Genomic DNA, 19,906 nt, shown 5'->3' on the forward strand with positions numbered 1-19,906 from the left:
TGAGCAAGCACTATCGAAGGGCTACGGCAAAATAAGAGTTCGCGTTTCCATCCCGCGACGCCCGTCAGTTCTCTTATTGTTGCGCCAGAACCTGATTTCTAAAGTCTAAGATCTCTGACGACCAAGGCCAGAGGGCTTTTTATTGTCTTCACATAGAAACTTCCGCTCGCCTTGGGATCACGAGTATAAGAAGTCCCAAGGCTGCAGCGCCGACCATGGCGACGGGGTAAGCGATTAAGGGTAAATCGTTCTGAATTGCAGATACGAGTGCGACGGCTACTCCTCCCGCCCCCATTTGCAGGAAACCTAGCATTGCGGATGCAGAGCCCGCGTTCTCTTTGAACGGTGCTAATGCGCCGGCAACTGCCGACGGCATGAGAACGCCAAGGCCTGTCACTGTAAGGATGATACCGGCATTGTAGCCGTGTTTGTGGACAATGCCCATGACCGGCAAGGCAATGCTCAAGAGCGCGCCTGCAAGCATGATCATGACTCCGATCATCGCTAGCTCTTCAAGGGAGTGTTTTTCAGCGCGTCGCCGGACGAACATACTGCCAACGACAAAACCTGATACGGCGATTGGCGGGTACAAGCCATATTCGATCGGCGAGAGTCCTAATTGATCAATGAAGACCGCGGGTGATCCCCCGAAAAACGCCGACATGGCAGCAATGGCGCAGGCAGAAACAAGGCCGAATTTGATGAACTGGGGATCGCGTAGAACGACGCTATAGTTCTTGGCGGCAAGGCCTAGACTGACATGGTCGAGACGGTTCATGTTGGTTTCTGGCAAGCGAACACTTCCCACCATCAAGAGAACGCCGAACGCCGCCGTTACCCAAAAGACCGCATGCCATCCCAATTGCTGCTGAATGACACCGCCGAGCAGCGGCGACATCGCCGGCGCCAATGCGAAAAGAATGGTGACCAAGGCTAAAACGCGGGTGAGCCTCGGTCCTTCGAAGCTGTCCCGAACGATTGCCCGGGCTAAGACGACAGCTGCGCCAGCGCCGCCCGCTTGGATGGCGCGCCCCAGCAGTAAAACGTCGAGACTGGCTGCAAATGCGCAAAGCGCGCTGCCCAGCACATACAGCATGAGACCAATGGCGAGGATTGAACGCCGACCGAAGCGATCCGATATCGGTCCGTAGAACAGCTGGGAGACGGCAAAGACAGCCAGATAAATGCTGTAGGTCGACTGCGCTTGGGCCTGATCAATCGCTAAATCCGCGGCGACGTCAGGTAGCGAGGGAAGATAAATATTGCTGGCGATCTGGCCAGCCGCCGATAGTCCCGCAAGAAGCGCGATGACGCCCTTGCCGGATGAGACGGGGCGCGGGGCCCTTGTCGATTTCGCGGTATGTTCCATCACAATGGCCTTTCCGTCGTATTCTAGCTGTTGGCGCCTACGTCGGGAGGGGATGGCTCAAAGACCTGCCAGCCGCCGCCAAGGGCCTTGTAAAGTGCAATCGTGCGGACAATTGTGCCGGTCTCGCTTTGCGCGAGCGTATCTTCGAGCGAAGTCAGGCTCCGCTCGGCGTCCAAGACATCAAGATATTCGCTGAGGCCGCGATCATAGAGGATGCGCGCGAGCTCGACAGAGCGGGTTGCAGCCGCTACCGCATCGCTTAGGTCCTGCTGCCGGCGATGTGCCTCGGCATAGTTGACCAATGCTGTTTCCACGTCTTCGACGGCAATGAGGATGGACTGTTCGAGCCTTGTTCGCGCAATGTCGAGTTCGGCTTCGGAACGGCTTAGATTTGCGCGCAACTGTCCGCCGCGAAAGATCGGCAGACTGATTGCTGGTCCGATTGACCAGGCTTGGCTGCCGCCCATGAACAGATCCGTAAACGAGGTGCTTTCGAGCCCGGCGCTGCCCGTTAAGAAAAAGCGCGGATAGAAATCAGCCTTGGCCTGACCAACGCGCGCGGTGGCGGAGGCCATTCGCCGCTCAGCCTCACGCACGTCCGCGCGCCGGACAAGCAGGTCTGATGGCAACCCTGTTGGGACAATATCTGGTGGGCTTGGAAGCGGCTCGGCAGTCAAGAGTTCTTCAAGCAACGCGGCAGGCGCCTGCCCGGTCAAGACCGCTAAGCGATGCGCAGTAGCGCGTTCTGAGGCCCGGATGTCAGCGCGCTGCGCTTCGGTCGAGGCAAGATTTGCACGAGCGCGCGTTAAGTCGAGTTCCGGGGCAACCCCAGCACGGTATTTTCCCTCAACAAGCGCCACTGTTTCGGACTGTAATCCGATGTTTTTTTCGATCAGCGCGAGACGGCGTTGCGCACCGCGCAGTTCCGCATAGTTGCGCGCAACCTCTGCAATCACAGTGACGGTGACATCCCGCTGAGCATCATAAGCGGCGTCGACTTCCCTTGCCGCCGCTTCAACGCCGCGACGTGCCGCCCCGAAAACATCGATTTCCCAGCCGGCGTCGAAACCAGTTTGGATGAGGTTGGTTTCAAGGGAGGCTACGCCCGCATCTGATAGAGCGCCAATATCGATCGCACCATTCTCACTCGGCCGTTGGCGCACAATTGCGCCCGATGCATCGACCTGCGGCAATAGCCGCGAATATCGGCCGGCACGCAACGCCCGCGCTAGCCGGACATTGGCGCGCGCCGCTTCCAAGTCATGATTGTGAGCGACAGCATCACCGATCAGGCGCGATAGTAGCGGGTCTTCAAAAGTCTCCCACCATGACGCTTCGGCTGTGAGACCCGCTTTACCATCGGCGGCGATGATGGCCGCGGTTTCATTCGCGTAGGTCTGTTGCGGTGCTTGGAGATCAAATTGGTAGTCGGGACCAATTGTACATGCAGACAAGGTTAAGGTGCCAAAGACGGCAAAAATGAGCGGTTTCATCGGGCGCTTCCAAAGGCGAAATGGCTAGATGGCGAGACGGTCTTCGATGCCGCGGCCTTAGGTTTGCCAGCAGGCTTTACGACCAATCGATAGACGGCAGGCACAAAGATCAGGGCTAAGATCATCGACCCGCCCACCCCTCCCGCAAGGACGATGGAAAGCGAAGGCCAGAAATCACCGCCCACGAATAGGAGGAGCGGCAGAAATCCACCGATCGTTGTCAGGGTCGTCGATACGATGTGCCGAGACGTTCCAAGAATTGCCTCTGTGACGGCTTCTGGGTCGCCAGCCTTAGCCACCGGATTCGCCCGTATCGCGGCCAATACGACAATAGCGTTGTTAAAGGCGAGGCCGATCAGGCCAAGGGTTCCCAATATCGTGTTGAAACTAATCGGAAAGCCAATGGCGAACGTCGATAGCATGCCAAGCCCAAGCGACAGGAACGCCACGGCCCCTAAGAGGCCGGCGATCGCCGCGCTTCGAAACACTAAGACCAAAGTCGCAATGGTAAGGGTCAAGAGTACAGGCGCGTAGGTCAGCAGATTGCCCTTGGCCGCCGCGTCTTGTTCTACGGCGCCACCAAGTTCGATGCGGTAACCCGCTGGAAGAATAAAGCCTTCTGCTTCCAATTGCTCAAGAACGTCCCGGGTGATGTCGATCGGCAAAGCATCATTGGCCGTGTATCCGCGAATGATATTTGTCCGTTCACGATCAAAGCGGGTAATGCTCCGCAGTTCAGGGCGCAATGTGAAGTCGCCGAGAGCTGCCGCGGACACCCACCGATCGGAGTTTTGCGTCACGAGCGGCGTTGATGCGATATCGCTCACATCGGCCCGAACGGTATTTTCATAGCGAACCCGGACCGGCAATTGCTCTAACTGTTCTATGATGAAGCCGCCGGTCGCGCCTTCAAGATTGCTTTGGAGTTGTGAAGCGACCTCTGTTAGGCGAAGACCTGCCAATTGGGTTTCATCTTCGTCGGCGTTGAACCAAAGTTTGGGGTGTCCGCCCTCCATCGTCATTTGCGTGTGCAAGACACCCGAATAGTTTTGGAGTCCGGTGCGAAGCCGTTCGCCAATGCGTTGGAGTTCCGCGATTGACGGACCAAAAACGCGATACTCGATATCGGCGGTGAGCGGCGGGCCCTGTCCGAATTGTCCGAGCACAATCTGGGCGTCCGGGAAGCGCTCGTCGAGATGCGCTTGTAGGGGCGCGATCATCGCTTTTGCCGCTTCGTTAGAGGGGGCTGTGACAATGCCGTGAGCGTAGTGCGCGGCCGCGTCCTTATCCATCATGAGGTTGTAGTAGACGCTTGGAAACGAGCCGCCGACGAGCCAAGTCATCTGCTCGGTCTCCGCGAAGGCCTTGATCTCGGCTTCGATGGCGTATGCAAGATCTGCCGTGCGAGAAAGCGACGCGTCTGACGGCGCCCAAACCTCGACTTCAAACATGTCGCGATCGACCGGCGGGAAAAACTGATTGCCCAAGGTCGGTGCGACGGCAAAGCCCGCAACTGGCGCTGCGATGGCGACGACGATCGCCGCCCACGGACGTTTTAATCCTGAGAGCAAGGCGCCTCGATAGAACCGTCCGAAACGCTTTGAGGTCAGCCCATCGCGCCAAAACCGTTTCGGTGCGTCCGGCGCACTTGGTTCGGCGAACAGGCCCGCAAGTGCAGCGGTAACTGTCATGGCAATAATGAAAGAGCTGATCAGCGCCAGGATGACCATCTGACCAATCGAGCCCACAAAATCGCCAACGCTGCCCGGCAGCAGAAAGATCGGGGCAAAGGCGAGAACGGTCGTGAGCGTTGAGGCGAAAAGCGGTGTGAACAAATGCCCGACGGCGGCCTCTACCGCTTGCAAAGGCGTTTTGCCAGCGGCTTTGTTCTTGGCCACTTCATCCGCCATGACGATGGCGTTGTCGATCAGAAGACCGAGCGCGATGATGAGACCGAAGATCGACATCTGATGAATGGCGTTGCCAGACACTTGCAGCCCAAACAGCACCATGGCGACCGTCAGCGGTAAGGCTGCTCCAACGATAAGAGCGAGACGCCAGCCCATCATAACAAACACGACCGCCACAACGACCAAGGCGCCGGCAATAAGGTTGCCGGAGAGCTCGGCGAGCTGGCCGGTTGTGTAGCGTTCTTGCTCGAAGACGGGTTCGATAATGACAGGGCCGCCGGTTTCCGCAGCCGCCTCGGCGAGCACTGCATTCGCGTCCTTCGCCCAAAGATCGACACGTCTGCCGAAGCCAATGCGGGCTGCCACGAACACGGTCCTTTTGCCATTGACGAGACCTATTTCCGTTGGGGGGTCTCGATAGGCGCGCTCGATATGGGCAATGTCTGCGATCCGTACGGACTGTTGGTCGCCACCGACAGCGATCGGCACATGGCCAATGCGGCTCAGCGAAGAAAGCTCCCCGGCAACCTCGATCGAAACGTCAGCGCGATCACCGCGCAAAACACCGGCAGGTGTCTTCGTGTCAGCCAAAGCGGTCGCCCACGCCACGTCGCCGGCCGTCAGCCCGAGTTCAGCCAAGTCTTCGGCGTTGACAGTGACCGTGATTTCTTCATCGGGCTCGCCATAAATTCTGACGAGCTCTGTCCCCGGAACATTGCGTAGACGTTCAGCAAGATCTTCAGCCCGCCGGTTCAGCACGCCTAGCGCAGGCTCCGCTTCACCACGCCACGAAACCCCAGCGATCAGCGTATAGGCTGCTGGGTCGCGCTTATCATCGATCTGCGGTTCAAGCGCGCCTGCCGGCAGCGACGGTCGGGCTTCTGAGATTTTATCGCGTATTTCAGAGAAGATCGCAGCGTTCTGCGCCGCGGTGACCGCGTCTTCGAGTTCAACGACAATAACCGACACACCGGCGCTGGACGTCGACTCCACGTCTTTAATCGCGTCGACCTCTTGAAGCGCCTCTTCGAGCACTTCGGTCACAAGGGTTTCCACCCGCTCGGCCGACGCACCGGGCATCGGTGTGATGATGAGTGGGTTGCGGTTCACGATCCGAGGGTCTTCCAGTCTCGGAAGGGACACTATTGCTGAAAGACCGCTCACCAAAATGACGAGGATCGTCAGCACCAGGAGGTGCCGGTTGCGAAAGAAGAGACTGGCGATGGTCGTCCGCGAAGCGTCTTTATGAATTTGACTGGAACTTTGCATTGCTTAGTCCTCCGACCGGACTGCGAGGGAAGAAGATCCAGCGTTTCTGACCGCGACGAGAAGGCCGGGAGACAAGCGGTGCAGACCGTCGGCAACAAGACGGTCGCCAGGCTCCAGCGCACCACGGACAAAAGCGCGATCCGTGTCGTGATGGAGGACCTCAATGTCCCGCCGTGAAATGATCGCATCGGCGCCTTCTGACGGTTCGGCCACATAGACCGCCCAAAGTCCGCGTGCACTTTCTGTCAGAGCAGCGACCGGGACCCAGTAGCCACTTTCTTCGATTGGAGTCGTGATAGTGGCGCGTGCTAGATCACCTTGGCGAAGAGGACCGCTATCGCCATTGAAATGGAAAATGACGTCGACGCTGCGCGTTGTCCGATCACGGACCGGTAGAACGCCAGAAACCGTCGCGCTATAATTGCGCCCGTCTACAGAAAGGATGTGGATGTCGCCGCGTTCGAAGTACCCGACGCCGTCACCAGCGACACCGATTCGCGCTTCAAGCGCACCAGTTTCAAGCAAGCGAATAAGGGGAGATCCAGCTTCTACAACCAGACCTTCATCGATAAATCGCTCCGCGACGACTCCATCATAGGGTGCTTTCAGCACACTCTTTTCTAAGCGAACATCAATGCTCCGCACACTTGCTTCGGCGCGGCGGAGTGCGGCGCGTCGTGCGCGAGCCCCTTTTTCTGCCTCGTCCAAAGCCTGAACGGATATCGCGTTAAGTGACCGCGCTTCGCGCATGCGAATGAGGGTGGCGTCGGCCAAAGCGCTGTCGGCGGCAGCTTGATCGCGCATACCAACGAGTTCAGCGCGCTCGGCCCGAAGAATATCTGTATCGAGACGGGCCAACACAGTCCCGCTTTGGACGGCGTCACCTTCGTTGACGAGGACCTCGATTACCCGCCCTCCGAACTCAAATCCGAGCGCCGTCTCCCTTCGGGCTTCGATCCGGCCGATAAAGAAACGCTCGGTGGAGAACGATGCCGCCTGCTCGACCGCCATGGTCGAAACACTGAGCGCAGCAGCGGGTTTACTACTCCGATGAGAGCTTTCTGCGTGGCTGACAAAAACAGCGCCGGCAGCGACCAAGGACACAGCGAGCAGCATCGGGGCGCCAAATGAGACGAGTTTATTTGGCATGGGATTCTCCATGACTGCGAAGCGCGTGGAACGCGATCATCGAGGTGGAATAACCACTGACCTCTATAGTGTATATGCACGTTATCGAGTGTAGAAACGTACCTCGATCTGTCATTGCCAACGCCTTTTTGGTTTAACTTGATATGGATTTTGATGCGGTCGTTATGGCCGTATGGAATTGCTTCCATTCGGTAGGCCCCAAGTCCGACTTAAGATTACTCTGTACCCGTCGCCAAATAGGCTCGGCTTTACCAAAAAGGGTTTCGCCCTTCTTGGTAATCCGAATAGCGCGCGAGCGACCCCTCATTTCGTCATCGCAAAAGACGATCAGCCCGTCTCGTTCAAGCGGCTTGAGATTACGGCTCAGCGTTGTCCGGTCCATGCCCAAGAGATCGGCCACATCGGATAAGCTCGCGCCGCCGTCCGAGGCCGTCGCCGCGGCAAGCATCGTGAACTGCGTGATCCGAAGGCCCATGGGTCGAAGAGCGTTATCATACGCTTTCGTTATGAGGCGCGACGCTCTGCGTGTACGCTGGCACATGCAATCCTGACTCGCTTCGAGCGCAAGTTGGCGAAGATTGGTGCGTGAATGACTCATGACGTGTATATGCACGTTACAAACGCGGTCGTCAAGTCTCAATTGTATCAAAGTCGCTGCGCTAGCGTTCCTGCGTCGGCTCAGCCGACACTACCGGTGGATCCGCTTCAAGGAGGAGGGCGAAGTGAACGGGCCGATGGAAGTTTCCGCACGCCCGAGTGAGCCGTTTGCTTCCGCAAAATGGCCACGTAAACACCGCGTAAGCACTGTTTCCCGATGAACCGAAATTTCTAAGGCGCTGATTTTATGAAGAAAAGTGGCGCACCCGAGAGGATTCGAACCTCTGGCCTCCGCCTTCGGAGGGCGGCGCTCTATCCAGCTGAGCTACGGGTGCATACCGTTCGCGAGATGCTTACGCCATGCTTACGCGAGATTTCCGGCTCCTTGAAGAGCGAACCCGATATCCGCTCAAGCCGTTGTTTAGTCACTTCTTTCTTCCAGCACCTTTCGCGATCGCCAGACTTGACATCCGCCTTCGGAGGGCAGCGCTCTATCCAGCTGAGCTACGGGTGCCGGGACAATTGTCCTGAGTGTCCGGCCAAGGGGCCGGCGCCGGCGCGGACACTACACGCCCCGGCCCCGCGAGGCAAGAGGCAAGCACGGGCCCCACCGGAACGTCCGGCTGAAACAGGGATTGCGGGCAGCCGGGTGTCCCCCCCCCCGGTTTTGCGTTCCCTGTCCGGCCGGGTGTGCTGTGTTCCGGGGCAGCCCGCCGATCAGGTCTCACAGATTTTCCGGGCGTTTTCCTTGGGTGCGCGCGGTGCGGAAGCGGGTCGGACGGGGCTCCTCGAAAGATAGATACAATTTTATCAAATCACAGACGGAATCTTAATTGCGGACATTTATACCTGCGGCCGATGGGATTTGCGCGGTTGCGCCTTTCCCATGTGTCGACATCCGCTGCTTTTCGAAAAATCCGTCCATATACGTTTTTTTAAGAAGCTAGCGGATAAAGACGTGACCGGGCCGGGAGCGGGCATGCATCCGGCGGGGGTGGATGGGCTGATAATCACAGGACAGTCCAGCCAGGGGATATACGCCGGCCAGAAGCCGTATTGATTTTAGAGACCGCAACATAGTTCAGGTGATGAAAATGATCCGTATTCTTACTGCCGCAAGCTTTCTGCTCAGTGCCGTCGTTGCCGTGGTTCCGGCAAGCGCGGTGGACTCCATGGACGACTGGAAACGCGCCGTCGCCAAGAAAATCGCCACGAAGCAGACCTATCCGCGTTCTGCCCTGACCCGTGAAATCGAAGGCCGCGCCGAGGTGCGTCTGGTGGTTTCCGGCGACGGCACCATCACGGCCCACGAAATTCTGAAGCCGACGGGCGAAAAGGTTCTCGACCGGGAAATTCCCAAGCTGGTCGGCCGCCTGAACCCGCTGCCGGCCCTGCCGTCCGGCCAGACGGAGCTGAGCTTCGTCCTGCCGCTGAACTGGGCGCTTGACTAAGCCTTACGCACCATAGGGGTCCGGACATTCCGGATACAGGGGGCATGCCGTGGTGAACACGGCGTGCCCTTTTGGTTTTCGGCATCGTTCCTGTCATGGGAATGACGACGGGGCCGCGAGACCCTGCCGGGGCTGGCGAATCGCCAGGCAGCGCATGGCCGGTTTTGCCGCATCCCGCCTGCCTTGCACCGCCCCTGCCGTATGATTGGTTTCGCCGCCTGGTGACGGTGCCGCCGTTCAGGCCACCCGATCGGAGACGGCGCGTCCGAAGGGGATGAGCACCGTATCGCGGGCCTCGGCCGCGGTGTCGGGATAATCGGCTGTATAGTGCAGGCCCCGGCTTTCCTTGCGCATCTGGGCGGAGCGCACGATCAGGTCGGCGACGGTGGCCAGATTGCGCAATTCCAGAAGATCCGCCGTCACGCGGAAATTGCCGTAATACTCCAGAATCTCGCCCATCAGAAGATCGACCCGGCGCTTGGCCCGCTCCAGCCGTTTGTCGGTGCGCACAATGCCGACATAATCCCACATGAACCGGCGCAATTCCTGCCAGTTGTGGGTGACGACCACTTCCTCGTCCGAATCGGTCACCTGGCTTTCATCCCAATCGCGGGCCATGCCGGCACGCGGCATGTCATCCAGCCGGTTCAGAATGTCGGCCGCCGCCGCCTGGGCGAACACCAGACATTCCAGCAGGCTGTTGGAGGCCATGCGGTTGGCCCCGTGCAGGCCGGTATGGGCGCATTCGCCGATGGCGTAGAGACGGTCCAGATCGGTGCGGCCGTCAAGGTCGGCCTGGACCCCGCCGCAGGTGTAATGGGCGGCGGGCACCACCGGCACGGCCTCGCGGGTGATGTCGATGCCCAGTTTCAGGCAGCGCCGGTAAATGGTCGGAAAATGCGAAATGATGAAATCCGCGTCCTTGTGCGAAATATCGAGCCAGACGCAGGGACTGCCCGTGCGCTTCATCTCCGAATCGATGGCGCGGGCGACGATGTCGCGCGGCGCCAGTTCGCCGCGTTCGTCATAGCGGGGCATGAACGGTTTGCCGTCGCCGCCCTTCAGCACAGCGCCTTCGCCGCGCATGGCCTCGGTGATGAGAAATGTCTTGGTCTTGGGGTGGTACAGGCAGGTGGGGTGGAACTGGTTGAACTCCATATTGGTGACGCGGCACCCGGCCCGCCAGGCCATGGCGATCCCGTCACCGGTGCTGCCGTCGGGATTGGAGGCATAGAGATACACCCGGCCGGCCCCGCCGGCCGCCAGCACCGTGGCGCGGGCGGAGAAGGTTTCCACCTGCCCCTTGGCCAGATTGAGCACGTAGAGACCGTGGGCCTGATCCTGATAGGGCGGTGCCGATTTCAGGTGCCGGTTGGTGATCACGTCCACCGCCACATGGTCGGTGAACACGTCGATATTGGGCTCGGCCATGACGCGGGCGTTCAGCGTGGTCTGCAGGGCCTTGCCGGTCGCGTCCGCCGCGTGGATGATGCGGCGGTGGCTGTGCCCGCCTTCCCGCGTCAGATGATAGCCGTAGCCGTCCTCGGCGCGGGTGTCGGCCTTGTCGAACGGCACGCCGAGAGCGATCAGGTCCTCGACCGCCCGCCGGCCGCGTTCAACGACGAAACGCACGGTCTCCTCGTTGCACAGCCCGGCGCCGGCGACGAGTGTGTCGTCGATGTGGGACTGGATACTGTCGCCGTCTTCCAGAACCGCGGCGATCCCGCCCTGCGCCCAGGCCGTGGACCCGGCGGACAGGGGCCCCTTGGACAGGACGGCGACGCGGGCATGGGGCGCCAGTTTCAGCGCCGCCGTCAGCCCGGCCGCGCCCGAACCGGCGATGACGATGTCATAGGTGCGCCTCAAGCCGCCGTCTCCGCGGGTGGGCTGTCATCTGAAGATCCGTCACCTGCGGAGCCCGTCAGTTGCAGGAAAATATCCTCCAGATCGGTTTCGTCGGTGGAAATGTCGCGGATGGTCAGGCCCGCCGCCTGAACGGCGGCCAGCACCGCGCCCACATTGGCGCTTTGCTGGCTGATCTGCACCGCGATGCGGTGACTGTCCTTGAGTACGGCGTGATAGCCGGCCAGCGCCGCCGGGATGCCGTCCTGGGCTTCGGCCACCTCGATGACGATTTCCTTTTCGTCGATTCGCCTGAGAAGCTGATCCGTCGGTTCCGCACAGACCACTTCACCGTGATTGATGATGGCGATGGTGTCGCAAAGCTCCTCGGCCTCTTCCAGATAATGGGTGGTCAGCACGATGGTGGTGCCGCGGGCGTGGAGTTCGCGCACATAATCCCACAATTGCTGGCGCAGTTCGATGTCGACGCCGGCCGTCGGTTCGTCCAGCACCAGTACGGGCGGATTGTGGACCATGGCCTTGGCCACCAGCAGGCGGCGTTTCATGCCGCCGGACAGGGTACGGGCATAGGCGTCGGCCTTGTCGAACAGATGCACGGCCCGCAGCAATTCGTCCGTGCGCCGGTCGGATGCCGGCACGCCGTACATGCCCGCCTGCATCTCCAGCACCTCGCGCGGGGTGAAAAAGGCATCCATGATCAGTTCCTGCGGCACGACGCCGATATTGGCGCGGGCGTTGCGGGGGTTTTTATCGATGTCGAAGCCCCACACCCGGGCCGTGCCGCCGGTCTTGTTGACCAGTCCGGCGAGGATGTTGATCATGGTGGACTTGCCGGCCCCGTTCGGCCCCAGAAGGCCGTACATGGAGCCGCGCGGAATGGTCAGGTCGACCCCCTTGAGCGCCAGCTTGTCCGGTGTACCGCCCCGGCCCTTGTAAACCTTCTTCAGTCCCGTGATTTCAATCGCCGCATCGCCCAACGCCGTAACCCTTTATCCTGGCCCTTATATTCCCGGACCCGTATCCGGCGGCCAAAAGGGCCGCACGGCTTTCCACGCAGAGAGTGCCTGACATAATGCACAAGCGCTAACATTCAAGCCGGATCGCCGTCAATTCAAGCGGCTGTCAATGCGTCGAGCGGGGCGTGCGGGTGGCAAGGGCCCAGAGGATATGCCGGGGGATATGCCGGGGGATATGAAGACATGGCCGTTCATTGCGCGATGCGGCCGTCCGTGCGGCTTGTGGTGCCGCGCCGGCTTCGCTATACACGGAACCAGATCATGGACACCCGTTCGGACGGCCCGTCGAAGGCCCCGTTTCAAAGGCTTTGTATACAGGCCCGTGTCCGCCGGACACACCGATACCGCTTAATTGCGAGGACCACTTATTATGACCATCGCGCCCCCCGAAATCAAATTCGTCACCACCCAGCGGGTTGCCTGCGACGGCGATGAAGGGCCGCTCGGCCACCCCCGTGTCTATCTGAACATGGGCACGGACGGCCGTGTGGTATGCGGCTACTGCGACCGTCTTTTCATTCTTGAAGGCGGGCCGGCCGATACCCCGGAGGTCCGGGCCGAGGCGGAAAAACTGTCCGCCGCCTGATTTTACAGCGCCGGGCAGGTCCGGCGCCCGGTTTTGGCGCGGGCGGTGCGGCCGCCCGTCACCCGCCCCTCCTTCCAGCCACGGCGAGAGTGTGATGCCCGACGAACAGACACCGCCCCATCTCTATCTTGTCGACGGTTCGGGCTATATTTTCCGGGCCTATCACGCGCTGGCGCGCTCCCGCCCGCTGACGCGCGCCGACGGCACGCCCGTGGGCGCGGTTTACGGCTTTTGCACCATGATCCTGAAACTGCTTCAGGATTTGAACGACGGGGCCATGCCCACGCATCTGGGCGTTATTTTCGATACGGCGCGCAAAACCTTCCGCAGCGACATCTATCCCGAATACAAGGCGCACCGGCCGCCGCCGCCGGAAGATCTGGTGCCGCAGTTTCCGCTGATCCGCGAGGCCGTTGCCGCCTTCGGCCTGCCGTCCATTGAAAAGGACGGGTTCGAGGCCGACGATCTGATCGCCACCTATGCACGGCAGGCCCGCGCGCGTGACTGGGACGTCACCATCGTCTCCTCCGACAAGGATCTGATGCAGCTGATCGATGCGCGGACCACGCTTTATGACGGGATGAAGGACCGGCGCATCGACGCGGGCGGTGTGGTGGAAAAGTTCGGGGTCGCCCCCGACAAGGTGATCGAGGTTCAGTCGCTGGCCGGCGACAGCGTCGACAATGTGCCCGGTGTGCCCGGCATCGGTATCAAGACGGCGGCGGAGCTGATCCGCGCATACGGCGATCTGGAAACGCTGCTGGCCCGCGCCGGCGAGATCAAGCAGCCGAAACGGCGGCAGAATCTGATCGACCATGCCGAGGACGCGCGCATCTCCAGGCGGCTTGTCACCCTGGACCGTGAGGTTCCGCTGGATGTGGGGCTGGACGGTCTTGTCCTGAAACCGGTCGAGGCCGATCCGCTGATCGCGTTTTTCGACGCGCAGCAGTTCCGTTCGCTCAAGGTGAAGGCCGCGCACAGTTTCGGCGGCGATGCGGTGATGGCGGACCCGGTCAGCCGCCATGTGGACACCGACACAACGGACTATGTCTGCGTCACCGACATGGACACGCTGCGCGACTGGATCGCGCGGGCGGAAAAAGCCGGCCGCGTGGCCGTCGATACGGAGACCACATCCCTGAACGCGGCCGCCGCCGATCTGGTCGGCCTGTCCCTGTCGGTCGAGCCCGGCCGGGCCTGTTACGTGCCGGTGGGTCATACCGGGGCCGGCGGGGATGACGACCTTTTGGCGCAGCGGCCGGACCAGTTGGACAAGGGGGCCGTCATCGCCGCGCTGAAACCGCTTCTGGAAGACCCCGCGGTCCTGAAAATCGGCCAGAATCTGAAATACGACCTGTCGATCCTGGCGCGCGAGGGTATCGCGGTGCGGCCTTTCGACGACACCATGCTGATGTCCTATGCGTTGGAGGCCGGCATGCACGGCCACGGCATGGATGAACTGGCGGGCATTCATCTCGACATCACGCCGGTGTCGTTCAAGGAGGTGGCCGGGACCGGCAAGGCGCAGGTCACCTTTGACCGCGTGCCGCTCGACAAGGCGACGCATTATGCCGCCGAGGATGCCGACATCACCGGGCGCCTGTGGCACATCCTCAAACCACGTCTGGCCGAAAACGGTGTCACCACCGTTTACGAACGGCTGGAACGCCCGCTGGCGCCGGTTCTGGCGGCGATGGAACGCGCCGGCATCAGGGTGGACACCGCCGTTCTGACCAGGCTGTCCAATGATTTCGCCGTCGCCCTCGACGGGCTGGAAGGCGAGATCCATACCCTTGCCGGCCGTGCCTTCAACATCAATTCGCCGAAACAGCTGGGCGAAATCCTGTTCGATGAAATGGGTCTGAAGGGCGGCAAGAAATCCAAAAAAACCGGTGCCTGGACCACCAATGCCGAAGTGCTTGAAACCCTGGCCGGCGAAGGGCACGATCTGCCGGCGAAGGTGCTGGAATACCGTCAGTTCGCCAAGCTGAAAAGCACCTATACCGATGCCCTTGCCCGCGAGGTCAACGACCGCACCGGCCGGGTGCACACCAGTTTCCACATGGCGGCGACGACAACGGGGCGCCTGTCCTCCAACGATCCCAATCTTCAGAACATCCCGATTCGCACCGATGTGGGCCGGCAAATCCGCCGCGCCTTCGTGGCGGAGACGGGCAACAGGCTGATCGCCGCCGATTACAGCCAGATCGAGCTGCGCCTCCTGGCGCATATCGCCGGCATCGACGCGCTGAAGGATGCGTTCGCCAAGGGGATCGACATTCATGCCCTGACGGCGTCCGAGGTGTTCGGCATTCCGCTTGAGGGTATGGACCCGATGGTGCGCCGCCGGGCCAAGGCGATCAATTTCGGCATCATCTATGGCATTTCCGCCTTTGGCCTCGGCCGTCAGCTCGGCATTCCGCGCGGGGAGGCCCAGGCCTTCATCGATGCCTATTTCGAAAAATTCCCCGGCATCCGCCGCTATATGGACGACACCATCGCCGACGCGCGGGAAACCGGGTATGTCACCACCCTGTTCGGGCGCAAATGTCATGTCACCGCGCTGAAGGACAAAAATCCGGCCATGCGGAATTTCGGCGAACGCGCGGCGATCAACGCCCCCATTCAGGGCTCCGCCGCCGATATCATCCGCCGCGCCATGATCCGCATGCCGGCGGCCCTGGCCGATGCCGGCCTTTCCGGCACCGTCATGCTGTTGCAGGTCCATGATGAACTGGTGTTCGAGGCGCCGGAGGGCGATGTGGACAGGGCGATCCCGGTGATCCGCAAGGTCATGGGCGATGCGGCACTGCCGGCTGTGACCCTCAGCGTGCCGCTGGTGATCGACGTGGGCGTCGGCGACAACTGGGACGATGCCCACTAGGGCTTGCCGGGATCGGGTCTGCATCCTTGAGGGCTCCGGCACCCCTTGTAAAAGCCCTGTGTAAATCCTGTTAAACCTTTTGGGCAAAGCCCCGGTCAGGCGGACATCATATGATCATCCATCGTCCCTTCACCATGCAGGACCTGCCGACCCTGGCGCACTGGGTGTCGAGCGCGCGCGACGTGCTGCAATGGGCCGGACCCCTTCTTCACTATCCCCTGAACCCGCAACAGTGGCAGCGTATTGCCGAGGCCGGCGAGGGCGACATGCCCGCGCGCCTTGCCTGGATGGCGGAACGGGATGAAACCCCCTTCGGTCATGCCCAGCTTGTTCTGGACCGCGTTCAGGGCAATGCGGCGCTGGTCTATGTTCTGATCGCGCCGTCGGCGCGCGGGCAGGGCCTGACCGGTCCCATGCTGGCGCCGCTGATCGACATGGCGTTCGGCATCCCCGACATCATGCGCCTGGAATTGAATGTCTATGCCCACAACCGTCCGGCCATCCGGGCCTATGAAAAGCTGGGCTTCGTCCATGAGGGCTGCCGCCGCTCCTCCGCCAAATGCGGGGAGGAGCGCTGGGACACCTGCTTCATGTCCATCCTGCGGCACGAACATGCCGGCGCGTGCCGTTCGGAAAACGCCGCCTTGCCGCCTTTGGGCGATCCGGTGGCCTGATTCGGCGATCCGACCTGTCCTACTTGTTTTTCCGATCTGATTTTATGGCCTGATGATCTCACCTGGCCGGCGGATCGGCCTGTATTCCGTACTTCCATGGAAAAGGGCGGCTGAAAAGCCGCCCTTTTCAAGAGGGTCGGGACCGGGCGGCGCTTAGAAACCGAAGCGGATCCCGGCATAGACGATGCGTTGACGCGGATCGTGCGTGCGGGTCTCAAACCCGCCGTCCCCCAGCACGGCCGGGGGCCGCACGTTGAACACATTCAGCGCGCCGATATTCAGGGCCGCGTTGGTCAGGCCGAACGAGTCCGAGAAATCGTAGGAATAGAACAGGTCCACCGTCGTCATGCCGTCGATCTCGCGGCGTTCGATCAGATTGTTGAAATCGGGCGTGCCGTCCGGCAGCGTGCCGAACACGCTGTTCTGGTCATCGGTGAACTGGCCGATATGACGCACGGCGATATTGGTCGTGTGCCGTTCGTAATTCCACCCCAGCATGGCCTGACCGCGCAGTTCCGGCACCGGATCGCCGAAGTTTTCGCGGTTGCGGCGGCCGGCGGCCTCGATGGTGATGCCGCCGGGACCCGACAGATCATATTCGCTGACATAGGTGACCATGGCCGACAGGTTGAAGGTGCCGATGCCGTCCGTCTCCCAGACATAGGACGCCGACACGTCAAGGCCGTCCGTATTGATGAAGGCGGCATTTTCATAGAAATTCTGCACCGCGTCGATGGACCCGTCCGCCGGGTCGAGGAAGACGAAGGGTTGGCCCTCCGGCACCTGATCCCCGGTAAAGGCGAGCAGATCGGTCTCGCCGCCGAGCAGGACGCGGTTCACCAGTTCCTGCGCGTTCTGCTGGACGATCACATCGTTGAACTCGAAGCGCCAGAAATTGACGTCGAAGGTGAAGCCGGCGAGTGCCTGCGGCTGCCAGGTGAAGCCGACGGTGTAGGTGTCGGCGGTCTCCGGGCTCAGATTGTCGGCCCCTTGCGTGCGGATGGCGATGAAGGGCTGGCCATTGTCACGCGGGTCGCGCACGCTGTTCAGCGTCGTCTGATTGCCGAACTGCTGGAAGATGCTGGGCGCCCGGAAGCTGGAGCTGTAAGTGGCGCGGAAGCTCCACTCATCGGTGGGGTTATACCGGACGGCGAATTTCGGATCGATCGTGTCGCCCACGCCGCCGCTGTAATTTTCATAGCGAACCGCCGCCGACAGTTCGAGTTTTGAGGTGATCGGCACCAGAACCTCGCCGAAGAAGGCAAAGACGTCCTGGCTGGCGTCGAAATCATCGGCCCCCTGCACGAACAGGAAATTGTTGCTGTTGGTGTTGCCGTCATAATCCCAGGCCAGCGACTGGTCCCGGTACTGGAAGCCGAAGGCGGCGCCGATCGGTCCGGCGGCGGTCTCGAACAGATCGCCCGAGACGACGCCGTCCAGAATGGTGGCTTCCGACTTGCCGTCGATGGTCACCTGGCCCTGCATCCAGTCGATCAGTTCGGCGGAATTGCGCACCGGCACCAGAACCGTGTTGCCGTTTTCATCCGTGACCGGCTGGAAATTTGCGTCCAGAACCGGCACCCGCTCATCCTGGCCGGCGATCAGGCCGTTGCCGAAGGGGTTGAAGAACTGGCAGCCATTCTGTCCGGGGGTGCCGGCGGCAACATCGCAATCCGGCCCGCCGAAGCCCTGCAGCGCCAGGAAGAAGCGGTCGCGCACGCCGTCGCCCGCCGTCAGGTCCCAATCGCTTTCCCCGCGCACGCCGGACACGTCGAAAATCCAGCCATTGCCGAATTCACCCTTGAAGCCGCCCTCGATGCGCCATGTGGTGGTGTCATGGGTGGACGGGTTGGGATTGAGGGGATCGGTGGTGAAATTGTTGCCCGCCGACCGGCCGACCCAGAAAACATCGGTCCGGAAGGTGTTGAAGGGGTTGTTGCCGGCAATGGGCACCAGCGATGTGATCGGGAAGTTGGAATTGCCGCGCGTCGACTCATTTTCCGCGAATGAGAAATTGGAATAGAATTCAACACTGTCGCCGAGCTGGGCGCCAAATTCGGCATAACCCTGAAGACGGGTCTGCTCCGGCACCAGATCGAACTGATTGTTGAAGTCATAGCCGCAAGCGCCAAGCTGGGCGGTGGACCCGTCCAACGGATTGGTGAAATCCTGGATCAGGGGCACAACATCCTCGAACTGCTGGGCGACCTCGCGGCAGAACGGATCGGCGAAGGCGGGTGTCGCGGCCCCTGCCGCCGCGCCCGGCGTGGCAAAGCTGAGTGCATCCGGCGACACGCCAAGGCCGGCGGCCACGCCCGGCGCGGCGATGCCGTAAATGGAATTGTAAACCAGCGGCGTCAGGGCATCGGCCACACCGTCCGCGCCCAGGGCGATGGGCGCACTGCCGTCATTCAACCCCAGAAGGGCGGCGGCGGCGGCCGGAATGTTGATGACACCCCCGCCGGCGGCGGCATTCGCCGGCGCGTAGCCGGTGAAGACGCTGCCTGGAACCGGGCTGCCCGCCACGCCGGGAAAGGGAATGAAACCGGGCGAGGAATTGCTGGTGATACCCAGCGCCGCCAGTTCCGGCGGCAGCCCCGGCGCCGGCAGCCCTGTCGGCAGCACATCGGGGGCCAGCGGCGAGGCCGGGTTGGCGAACACCGGGGCCAGCTGGTCATAGACCGACAGGAAGGCAATCGTGTCCGTCAGATTGCCCTGCGGTGCGGTCGGCACGATAAAGGTACCGGGAAAGCCGGACTGAGTCGAAATGGAGATATTGTTGGCGATCGCTTCCGCCGTACGCAGATCGCGGTCGCGCTGGGACAGGTTGCTGCGGTCGAAATAATTCACCGCGCCCATAAAGCGGAAGGTTTCGTTTTTCCAGCCGGCGATGGCGCCGACCGTGATATCCCGCTGGCTGGTTTCCGTGATATTCTTGATTTCACTCTGGATTTCGAAGCCTTCGAAATTGCCGCGGGTCTTGAAATTGACCACACCGGCAACCGCGTCCGAACCATAGAGCGGCCCGGCGCCGTCTTTCAGAACCTCAACCTGGTCTATGGCGATGGGCGGCACCAGGGAGGCCGTATCGACGAAGCTGACGCCTCCGTCCGTCTGCGGCGCCGCCGTGACGGTCCGCTTGCCGTTCAGCAGGACAAGGGTCGATGCCACGCCGAGGCCGCGCAGGTTGATGTTGCTGGTCCCCGTGGTCAGATTTTGCGTGAAGGCATCCGGATTGTTCTGCGCGCCGTTGTTGACGGTCAACTGCTGGGTGAAATCGGAAATCGTGGTCACGCCCGCCGCCTGCAACTCATCGCGGCCCACCACCTGGATGGGACTGGCCGTGTCGGTCTGCGACCGGCGGCGGATATAGGACCCTGTGACGGTGATCTCTTCAAGGGCGTCCGGTTCACCGTCCTGCTGTGCGGAAACCGGTGCGGCCATGGATGCCATAGCCGCAAACCCGGCAAGCGTGGTGCTTGCCATCAAAATTGCTCTGATCACTTTAATTCCTCCCTCAGGCAGCGGTTCGGAGCCTGCCTTCAACCCGCACGGCAGACCCGACGTGTCTTCAGTTTTCCTTTCCCGTTCCGGAAAGGTCAAGCATCACTACCATATGCTGCGGTGCAACCGCTGTGAGGTGTT

12 protein-coding genes and 1 tRNA gene are annotated in these 19,906 nt (G+C 61.2%); 4 read left to right on the top strand and 9 right to left on the bottom strand.

The window, feature by feature from the left end:
• Window positions 1-148 precede the first annotated feature (148 nt).
• The 6 genes from BXY39_RS17320 to BXY39_RS17345 all read right to left on the bottom strand — a co-directional run bounded on the left by BXY39_RS17320 (window position 149) and on the right by BXY39_RS17345 (window position 8,122).
• Window positions 149-1,369 carry a multidrug effflux MFS transporter gene (locus BXY39_RS17320; RefSeq protein ID WP_121940145.1) on the bottom strand — a complete coding sequence of 407 codons (1,221 nt, stop codon included), beginning with the start codon at window positions 1,367-1,369 and terminating at the stop codon, window positions 149-151.
• A 23-nt stretch (window positions 1,370-1,392) separates the two neighbouring features.
• On the bottom strand, window positions 1,393-2,862 hold the full coding sequence (locus BXY39_RS17325; protein WP_121940146.1) for an efflux transporter outer membrane subunit: 1,470 nt from the start codon (window positions 2,860-2,862) through the stop codon (window positions 1,393-1,395).
• Window positions 2,859-6,041, bottom strand: coding sequence for an efflux RND transporter permease subunit (locus tag BXY39_RS17330; RefSeq protein WP_121940147.1), 3,183 nt, complete (start codon window positions 6,039-6,041; stop codon window positions 2,859-2,861). Before BXY39_RS17330 ends, BXY39_RS17325 begins: the two co-directional genes overlap by 4 nt.
• A 3-nt stretch (window positions 6,042-6,044) precedes the next feature.
• On the bottom strand, window positions 6,045-7,190 hold the full coding sequence (locus BXY39_RS17335) for an efflux RND transporter periplasmic adaptor subunit (protein ID WP_170163930.1): 1,146 nt from the start codon (window positions 7,188-7,190) through the stop codon (window positions 6,045-6,047).
• Between the two features lie 133 nt (window positions 7,191-7,323).
• A complete protein-coding gene (locus tag BXY39_RS17340; protein ID WP_211332317.1) occupies window positions 7,324-7,665 on the bottom strand; it encodes a MarR family winged helix-turn-helix transcriptional regulator in 342 nt (113 codons plus the stop codon).
• A 380-nt stretch (window positions 7,666-8,045) separates the two neighbouring features.
• A tRNA-Arg gene (locus BXY39_RS17345) sits at window positions 8,046-8,122 on the bottom strand.
• 759 nt (window positions 8,123-8,881) lie between these two features.
• On the opposite strand from BXY39_RS17345, the gene BXY39_RS17355 reads away from it, so the two are divergent.
• Entirely contained in the window at window positions 8,882-9,238 is a 357-nt protein-coding gene (locus BXY39_RS17355) for an energy transducer TonB (protein WP_245999409.1), read from the top strand.
• A gap of 237 nt (window positions 9,239-9,475) precedes the next feature.
• Here the strand turns inward: BXY39_RS17355 and nadB are convergent, their stop codons facing one another.
• Window positions 9,476-11,104, bottom strand: coding sequence for an L-aspartate oxidase (gene nadB, locus BXY39_RS17360; protein ID WP_121940150.1), 1,629 nt, complete (start codon window positions 11,102-11,104; stop codon window positions 9,476-9,478).
• Entirely contained in the window at window positions 11,101-12,078 is a 978-nt protein-coding gene (locus tag BXY39_RS17365) for an ABC transporter ATP-binding protein (RefSeq protein WP_121940151.1), read from the bottom strand. The genes nadB and BXY39_RS17365 overlap by 4 nt, the downstream gene beginning before the upstream one ends.
• Window positions 12,079-12,487: 409 nt before the next feature.
• Between BXY39_RS17365 and BXY39_RS17370 the strand changes: the two genes are divergently transcribed.
• The 3 genes from BXY39_RS17370 to BXY39_RS17380 all read left to right on the top strand — a co-directional run bounded on the left by BXY39_RS17370 (window position 12,488) and on the right by BXY39_RS17380 (window position 16,261).
• Window positions 12,488-12,703 (top strand): zinc-finger domain-containing protein, encoded by a 216-nt coding sequence (locus BXY39_RS17370; RefSeq protein WP_121940152.1) that lies wholly within the window; start codon window positions 12,488-12,490, stop codon window positions 12,701-12,703.
• Window positions 12,704-12,797: 94 nt separating this feature from the next.
• Complete coding sequence (polA, locus tag BXY39_RS17375) at window positions 12,798-15,587, top strand: DNA polymerase I (protein ID WP_121940153.1); 2,790 nt, start codon at window positions 12,798-12,800, stop codon at window positions 15,585-15,587.
• Window positions 15,588-15,697: 110 nt separating this feature from the next.
• Window positions 15,698-16,261, top strand: coding sequence for a GNAT family N-acetyltransferase (locus BXY39_RS17380; RefSeq protein WP_121940154.1), 564 nt, complete (start codon window positions 15,698-15,700; stop codon window positions 16,259-16,261).
• A 153-nt stretch (window positions 16,262-16,414) separates the two neighbouring features.
• On the opposite strand, the gene BXY39_RS17385 is transcribed toward BXY39_RS17380, so the two are convergent.
• Window positions 16,415-19,765 (bottom strand): TonB-dependent receptor domain-containing protein, encoded by a 3,351-nt coding sequence (locus BXY39_RS17385; protein WP_147453623.1) that lies wholly within the window; start codon window positions 19,763-19,765, stop codon window positions 16,415-16,417.
• Between the last annotated feature and the right edge of the window lie 141 nt (window positions 19,766-19,906).

It is taken from the genome of Eilatimonas milleporae, assembly GCF_003688555.1.
GTDB classification, from domain to species: Bacteria; Pseudomonadota; Alphaproteobacteria; order Sphingomonadales; family Kordiimonadaceae; genus Eilatimonas; species Eilatimonas milleporae.